Here is a 7,225-nt window from a genome sequence, read left to right as displayed (position 1 = left end):
GCTGATGTTCAGGATCACAATGTGCCCCGCCCGCATTAAAATGACCTCATCGCCCATTCCGTTGAATTGCTTACCAGCCTGGCAGGCGGGCATTCAGGCGCTTGCCCATCGCGCTTTGATGCCAACCTTAGCCTCTCTTTTCATTCTCGGGAATTGAGCGCCCGAAATATGACCGTCAGCTCGGCGAACGCGAGCTACCTCCCCATATGCTCCTTGAGTGTCGCGCGCATTCGACCTATAATATGACCTGTAGTTAGATACCGTTGTGTCGTCCGCTTTCGTCGCTTCGACGTTATGAAAAAGTCACATTCACAAATAGTCAGAGGTACATTGTCGTGGTTTCAGAAGACGTAGTTCAAAATTCGGAGAAAGAGTCTGTTCTCATTAAAGTTCCGTCTCGACCCAATTTGCCGAACGAAGTGGTCGAGTTTCTAGGCGGCCAGTTTAAAGATATCAACTGCTATTTGGAATATGGAGCCGGCGGCGGTGCCAGGATGGCCGCTCGGGCTGGTGTGTCACATATCTATTCCGTTGAAGCCGATGAGGACATTGTTCGCTCCGTCCGTAAGGCATTGAAGCAAGATCTTAAACGTAATTCAGCTACAGTTGTTAATGCAAATATTGGCGAGACGGCGAAGTGGGGGTTTCCTGTAGGGACTGACAGTTGCCGTCTGTGGCCAAACTACCCTATTTCCGTTTGGGATAGAATGGAGCAGGCTGATGTTTCGCCTGGTTTGGTTCTTATCGACGGACGGTTCCGAGTAGCATGTTTTCTTATAACGATGCTTAGGGGTTTGCCGGGCACCTCGATAATATTTGACGACTTCGTAAGCAGAGAAGCTCGTTATAAGTTAGTCGAAAAGTATGCTGCTCCTGAGCGCGTTATCGGACGTGCGGCGGTGTTTGTTGTCCCGGAAGAACGCTCGTTGGTAGAGCTGAGTATGGACTTCGCGCGAGCGTGCGTGGACCCTAGGTAAGCGAGGCGTCATTAAGTGATGATGAATGGCTGCGATGCTTTTGAGTCGTCGCCATTTCGCCGGATGAGTGAAGTTGGTTTGCCATGCGCTTGTAGGTGCACGACTTGGCAATCTCGCTCTAGGGCATTGCTGCGAGCACATAAGCATTGGGATGTGCTCGCAGCTGGGGTGCACACTGATTGTGAACAAACTTTTTGAGCAGGCTAGCGAGGCCGGCATATTTCGAATTGAACTGCGATGTCGGCAGCGCCATTGCCGCACTGATGCCGCCAGCTTACTTTAAGCCTTACGTCAAGCGTAACAAGACAGATGCTGCCGATGCCGAAGCAATCGCCGAAGCGGTCACCCGACCGACCATGCGCTTCGTGTCGGTAAAGTCTGCCGAGCAGCAAGCGGCGCTGATGCTGCATCGAACGCGCGAACTCCCCGTACGCCAGCGCACCATGCTGGCAACGAGTTTACGCGCGCATCTGGCCGAGTTCGGCCTCATCGCGCCGCAAGGCATCCATCGTGTTGAGAAGCTCGCGGCCGAGGTCCATAACCCTGCGGTGCCACCCCTCGCGCGCGAGGCGCTAATGGTCCTGGTGGGCGAGCTCGCTAGCCTTTAGGCGCGGATCGATGCGCTGGAAGCTCAAATCCTCGGGCAGCATCGCACTGACGAGGTCAGCCGGCGTCTCGCATCTATTCCGGGCGTTGGCCCGATTACCGCGATGGCACTTGTAAGTACCGTGCCGGATCCATCGATGTTTCGCTCGGGGCGCGAGTTCGCTGCCTGGCTTGGGCTCCCCCCAAGAGCCACTCAAGCGGCGGCAAAGACCGGCTGGGACGAATATCCAAGCGTGGCGACCGCTACATCCGGCACTTGCTCTATGTTGGCGCAGGCAATGTTATCCGCTTTGCCAAGGCGCGAGCGGCAAGCGGCGAGCATGGATCCGAGCTCTACAGGATCGACGGCCACCAAAGGTCGTGATCATTGCGCTCACCAACAAGATGGCGCGCATCACGCCATCGACTGGCCCCGGCGCATAGCCAAGCGCCGTGAGTCGCGTTTGCAGCTCCCGTGTGTCCATTTTTTCATCCTCCCTGATTGCTAAATCGTCATTGAGCCGCGACCAGGCTCGGCTAGGCTGAGCGAGGCCTGCGGGTCTCCCCCCACTTGGCGCAGGCCCGGCCGGGCGTCGCCTGCGGTGCGGCAGCCCGGCCGCTTTTCCTGTCGTGGATCTTTCGCAAACGTGCGGTGACCATCGCTTCGGCCCGGCGTTTGGCTGGGCAAGGCCGGGCGCGCGAACGATTGCAACGAGGCGCCCGGCCGCCCAACCGTGGCAGCCGCAGATCCCCAGGCTGACTGGCTTAGATTTCGCTATGTCGTAACCCGCCCGGTTGAGAGGTGTTGATCCAGCAGCCCGGCTATCGGGCTAGGTCGGTGGCGGACCCTACGGTCTCAGGAGTCATCTACCGATCGCCACCGGCGCATTCCTATTCAGGCCCTCCCGACGCGCCGATGGAGCCGGGAGCGTGTCCCTCCGCTCCAGGCCACCTGTCCCGGGAAAATCATGCATGCGCATAACCGAGCGCCGCCATCTGCGCTCGCAGCTCACGTATGTTCATGTTCACATCCCAGAAAAAAGGCCACCCGGAGATGGCTAGTAGCATGACAGATTTAAGGTTTCGTTCAGGAAACAACTGAATTTGGCGCGAACGCGAGCAGAACAACGGAGCCTGACGCACCACCCGCTAGCACCAGGCGGTCGGAACTACCTATTAAATCACGCTGGTCACCAATGAACAAATTTCCGGTCTTCATGAAGCTAATCACTCCACCCCCGGCCTTTGATATTATAACCTTTTGCCCTTGCTTCAGCCCCGTTACGCTCTCCACCGTTGCCGTGCCCGAGGGGAGCTGAATTGTCAGTGTTTCACCAACAGCCTTATCAGGAACGGCAAGAACCGTACCGACGATAGAGACGATCATCGGCGCGTTGCCAAAATTATTCCCGGACGCATTTACAACAAGCGGGCCAAAATCGACCTTCTGGGTCGGAACGGTTCCAACTTCAGCGTTATCCCTGAGTTCCAGACTTCCATCTGCCGCCCATATCGATCCCTCATTCCTCAAGAATCTGACGTGACACACGTCAATATTCTCAAAAACACTTCTTATAATGTGAACATTACGTACATCCTGATCCTTGCACCCTTCATGAAGAATGCCGACCGTCCCATTACGCAAATGAACGCCTTCGATCAAAATTGACGAAGCGCTCGCCTTTTGGGTCAGCCAGTCTTTACCTTCAAACCAAAAATCACCATGAGGTGCATCCGGATCCGCATCAAACTCAGCTTGATTCGCCGACGCTTCAGCCGGTGAGGTACCAATATTACGAAATGCGATCACCGGTCTAATCGGATCTTCGGGACGATCTAGCCCGGAAATCAGACCACCTTTTATGGTGACGTTGCTTTGAGTTCGACCGGTAAATTCGACTGGAATCTGACCCATGATGGTGCACCCCTCGACGTAGAGTCGATCAATGCCTTGACGCACCTGCAAGCCAAAACTGAGAGGGTCCTCGGGATCTGTGACTTTGACCTCATTGCGGAATGTACACCCGATCAGTTCGACCGTGCCCTGACCTGGATTCATAAATGGATAGGTGTCAGGATCTGAATTTTCAGGAATGCCTATGCCTATTCCGCGATTGCAACTGACAGCGGTCCATCGCACGTTTTTGCCGCGCAGTTGTCCGCCACAGTCGAAACCCACGTGTCCCGTCAACTGCGTATTGATTGAAAAATGCCCTCCGGGCATCGTTCGACAGCTGACGGAATATCCACCGGTCATCTGCACATTCTGCGTGATAACCGCCTCCCCCTCCCGGCGGTCACTTGCCAAAAGACCAGGTGGCGTCTCGTGCAGGTCAATTGCCCGACGGCAATACTCTCCTATGGGCGAATTAATCGCCGCCCTTCCACACCCATTCAATTCCCTTCCATAAAACCATTGGCTCGACAGCGGATTGTTCTGATATCGGGCGCCAACCGTTTTGGGCGTATCCATAGAAATCGCACCACATAACGTGTATTTAGCTGAAAAACTCAGAAAATTTTCTGTCGTTAGATGCTTTTCTTCGGCCAACGCAAAATGCCTAACATGAAGAAAGCCCGTTCCGACATCATCCCCGCCGCCGCCACCGGATGATATACCTGGTCCAATGGCATTTAGACCCTCGAGCACGAACCGGCCGGCCATGACAATACGTCGAACATTCACCCCCCCACCCTCAATCGGAAAGAAGTGGGTAAGTCCGTTACCTAATGCGACGGTATCATCCGTCACAATCCAGTTTCTCGTTTGGATAAGTTCGCCTTTGCAGATGGGCGCATAGCCACTGACATTCTGGGCTCGTTCACCTTCATCTGCTGTCTTGTCATATGTCCTAATTCCCGAGAAATAGTCGTGAGTTGACGTTACGGCAATCCAATCCCCCATTCGAAAGCCGGTCGCGTCGGCGACAGTAAGGCTGGTATCGCCGGCCTTAGCCGCAGCCGCTAGGGTGGTTTTGAGAGCCTGGCCTTCCGCGAAGCCGTCGTACCCCGGCCCCCTCACCTCAAGCCAAGCTGACGTCAATGTCGTGCTGGCAGTGCTCAGATCGATCACGCCGCTGCCCTTGCCCTCGATCGTGACGTTCCTGCTCTCGGGAACGAACAGAACGTGACGAGCCTCCGAACACTGATAGCGTCGGCTCATCTCAATGCGCACGTCGTTGCCGGCAAGCAGCAGACTATTCGTCCGCTTGATAAGGCTACGTATCGCGACATCGTCGTTCGATCCGAAGCCACCGCCGAACATTTCCGGTCGGAACACCCCGTTCAAGGGAACCGGAAGATAGGCTTGGCCGCCGAACAGTTGAAGCCCTTCATCAATGAGTTCCACAATTGATATCGTGTCAATTGACCCATTGAAGGTCGGCGCGCCACTTGCGCTCCCGGGCATCGCCTCTCCCGCGATCGTTAAGCCGCGCTGCCCGTACGACGCCGTGAACACGACATCACAGCTTTCGGTGGTGCCGAAGTCTACGAGCGCACTCTCAGCACCGATAGTACTACTGACGTACGCAGCCCACCTTCCCTCTGACCGCCCAGCTACGACAAAGGTCAAGCGGTATTTTTTGCCTGCGACAAGAGGAACGTCTTGTTTGGCGATTTTTTTACTCGATCCCGCTTGGGACTTGAGGCGATTATTTTCTACGTAGAATCCATCGAGCGTCCATCCATTACTGCTGTCATTCGAAAAATTTCCATTGATAACAATGTTTGAAGGCGGCGGCGGCACGGTGCCGTCGAAGCGGATGTAGACGGCGTCACCACCATCTCCAGCACGGACAAACCCATCGATCCTCACGACCTCCGGCGCAGGACCGGGCCAGACCATACCAATCGCGTCTGCTAGAGTTGGAAAGTACGACGTCGCCATGTAACTGCCTCCCGAAAAGGTCTCACCGCCAATCCATAAACGGTACCTCAATAAGTTTTATGTCATAAGCGAGACTTTGCCGAAGGATTTTCGCCAACGGCCCGATCACGAAGGCGCAATTCCGCCTAACAGCCACTGGCGCACACGCTGTAAGCATCATTGCTGCGGCGAATGCAGCCCGGCGGTGGCAGTATCGGTTGAGGCGGTGGAATAGCGTCCGTAAACCGTCGTCACGCGACACCAGATCGGCCGGGGGCGATGGCCAAGCAGAGCCCCCGGCCCCTTGAATGAAGTGCCGCCCAGCGGACGGCGGACGCGCGCTGGAAGGCGACCACGGCCGCCTGCGTCTGCGCGCGCCGCGGATGCCCGTCGGCCGGCCCCGCCGAATAGCGAGGCGCGCACTCGGTCGAAGAAGACTGCGCGTTGCATAGAGTGCTCCAGACATGAAAAAGCCACCTGTGACGGCGGCAGGAAGGAAGATATGGATGGGCCAGCCCCCCATGCCGGCCCCGGCAGGTGGCAGGTCAGGCCGGGCGGCAGCCGCCAGCGGCACCAAGATTACAGAGATTTAATTGCACATTTACGGGCAATGAAATAAGCTAATCACTGCGGAAAGTACCGTAACGGCAGTACTCTTGTAGAAATGAGATGCCGTAACGAAATCTTGGATTGAGTTGACAGGCTTACATGATGCGCACCACCAACGTCTATTCTCTCGAACTCACCGTCGATAGCACCTGGTTCGACAAGGCCGCTGCCCTCGTCCGCCGGCACGACGGACAGGCTAAGCCCTCCTTCAATCACGAGAGCGAGGCGATCAGTCTACTTCGCGAGGCCTTAGCTGGCGCCGAATATGACAATGAGGAGGAGAGCGATGCTTCTCTTATCGCCAGAGACGATAGGTCAGCAGCGTAGCCGCTCAGAATGCATGGCCGCGATGCTCCAGAAATGAAAATGCCGCCCCACGGGCGGCGGCATCGAGGCTCTTGGGCTCGCCACTCCCCGGATCTGGCGGAAGTGGGTACTGACAAGAGCTATGTAGGATGTCGGTCAGGCAAGTGAGGGATATCCAACCCCACCTTGGCCCGGAAGTCTGGGAGCAGCGCGGCCTCATCGGCGTCCTCAAGCCAGCTGTCGGACCACACCGCCGCCGCAAGATCGAGCCGGGTGCCGGTGGTGACGGCCTCTGTGGTGGAACCGAACGCCATGGGCGTTGCGATAGGGTCGTAGAACCGGCCACCCGGGAAAGTGATCTACGTCGCATAGTTCGCCTGCATGGCCTTCGCCGCCGCGTTGCGGTCGCGCAATTTGAGCGTGAAGATCTCCCAGACGTTGGTTGTGTAAGGGATCGTATCGATGTTGGAGCGCGAGAACGACCCACCGGAAAGCTGTGTCTGGATGGAGAACGTCAGCACGCCCGGCGTCGGCAGCTGCCTGAAGTGCACGCCGAATAATTGCAGAACACGCGTGACGGGCTGGCGATGGATTCCCCGGCATCCGGCAGACGAGCTGCGATCATGACGGTGAATGCGCCGCCGGTCGGGCGGTTGGTGTTGAGATAGCTGGCGCCACGCAGGAAGCGGGCGAAGGTCGTGTCGTAGACCGGCACGCCGACCACGGTCGCGTCCTCGACGCCGGTCACCATGTTCCGCTGCACCGTCGCCTTCGTGTTGCGCGTCCAGTTGGCATAGATCAGCTCCTCGTGCTGACCCCCGAAATACATATCCTCGGGATTATCACGCGGCGCCCCGGCCTCCGGGGTGAAGATGTCGGG

The 7,225-nt window shown here is 56.9% G+C and carries 5 protein-coding genes and 2 pseudogenes; 4 read left to right on the top strand and 3 right to left on the bottom strand.

The annotated features are described in order from the left end of the window. Window positions 1–335 precede the first annotated feature (335 nt). The 3 genes and pseudogenes from KHC19_RS08850 (at window position 336) to KHC19_RS26450 (ending at window position 1,947) form a co-directional block, all read left to right on the top strand. Entirely contained in the window at window positions 336–977 is a 642-nt protein-coding gene (locus tag KHC19_RS08850; RefSeq protein ID WP_213352003.1) for a hypothetical protein, read from the top strand. 260 nt (window positions 978–1,237) lie between these two features. Further along, window positions 1,238–1,475: pseudogene (locus KHC19_RS26455) on the top strand (IS110 family transposase); the annotation flags it as partial. 212 nt (window positions 1,476–1,687) lie between these two features. Further along, window positions 1,688–1,947, top strand: a pseudogene (locus KHC19_RS26450) (transposase). Between the two features lie 702 nt (window positions 1,948–2,649). Here the strand turns inward: KHC19_RS26450 and KHC19_RS08835 are convergent. Next, window positions 2,650–5,451: a hypothetical protein gene (locus KHC19_RS08835; RefSeq protein ID WP_213352001.1), complete on the bottom strand. Its 2,802-nt coding sequence runs from the start codon at window positions 5,449–5,451 to the stop codon at window positions 2,650–2,652. Between the two features lie 687 nt (window positions 5,452–6,138). On the opposite strand from KHC19_RS08835, the gene KHC19_RS08830 reads away from it, so the two are divergent. After that, on the top strand, window positions 6,139–6,366 hold the full coding sequence (locus KHC19_RS08830; protein WP_213352000.1) for a hypothetical protein: 228 nt from the start codon (window positions 6,139–6,141) through the stop codon (window positions 6,364–6,366). Window positions 6,367–6,704: 338 nt separating this feature from the next. On the opposite strand, the gene KHC19_RS08825 is transcribed toward KHC19_RS08830, so the two are convergent. Both KHC19_RS08825 and KHC19_RS08820 read right to left on the bottom strand, forming a co-directional pair. After that, window positions 6,705–6,866, bottom strand: coding sequence for a hypothetical protein (locus KHC19_RS08825; protein ID WP_213351999.1), 162 nt, complete (start codon window positions 6,864–6,866; stop codon window positions 6,705–6,707). After that, on the bottom strand, window positions 6,860–7,225 hold a 366-nt coding region (locus KHC19_RS08820), incomplete at its 5' end, for a hypothetical protein (RefSeq protein ID WP_213351998.1). The genes KHC19_RS08820 and KHC19_RS08825, both read right to left, overlap by 7 nt.

The organism is Ancylobacter oerskovii, assembly GCF_018390555.1.
GTDB classification, from domain to species: Bacteria; Pseudomonadota; Alphaproteobacteria; order Rhizobiales; family Xanthobacteraceae; genus Ancylobacter; species Ancylobacter oerskovii.
Note: the sequence above shows the minus strand (reverse complement) of the source record. Positions and strands in the feature narration are given on the sequence as shown.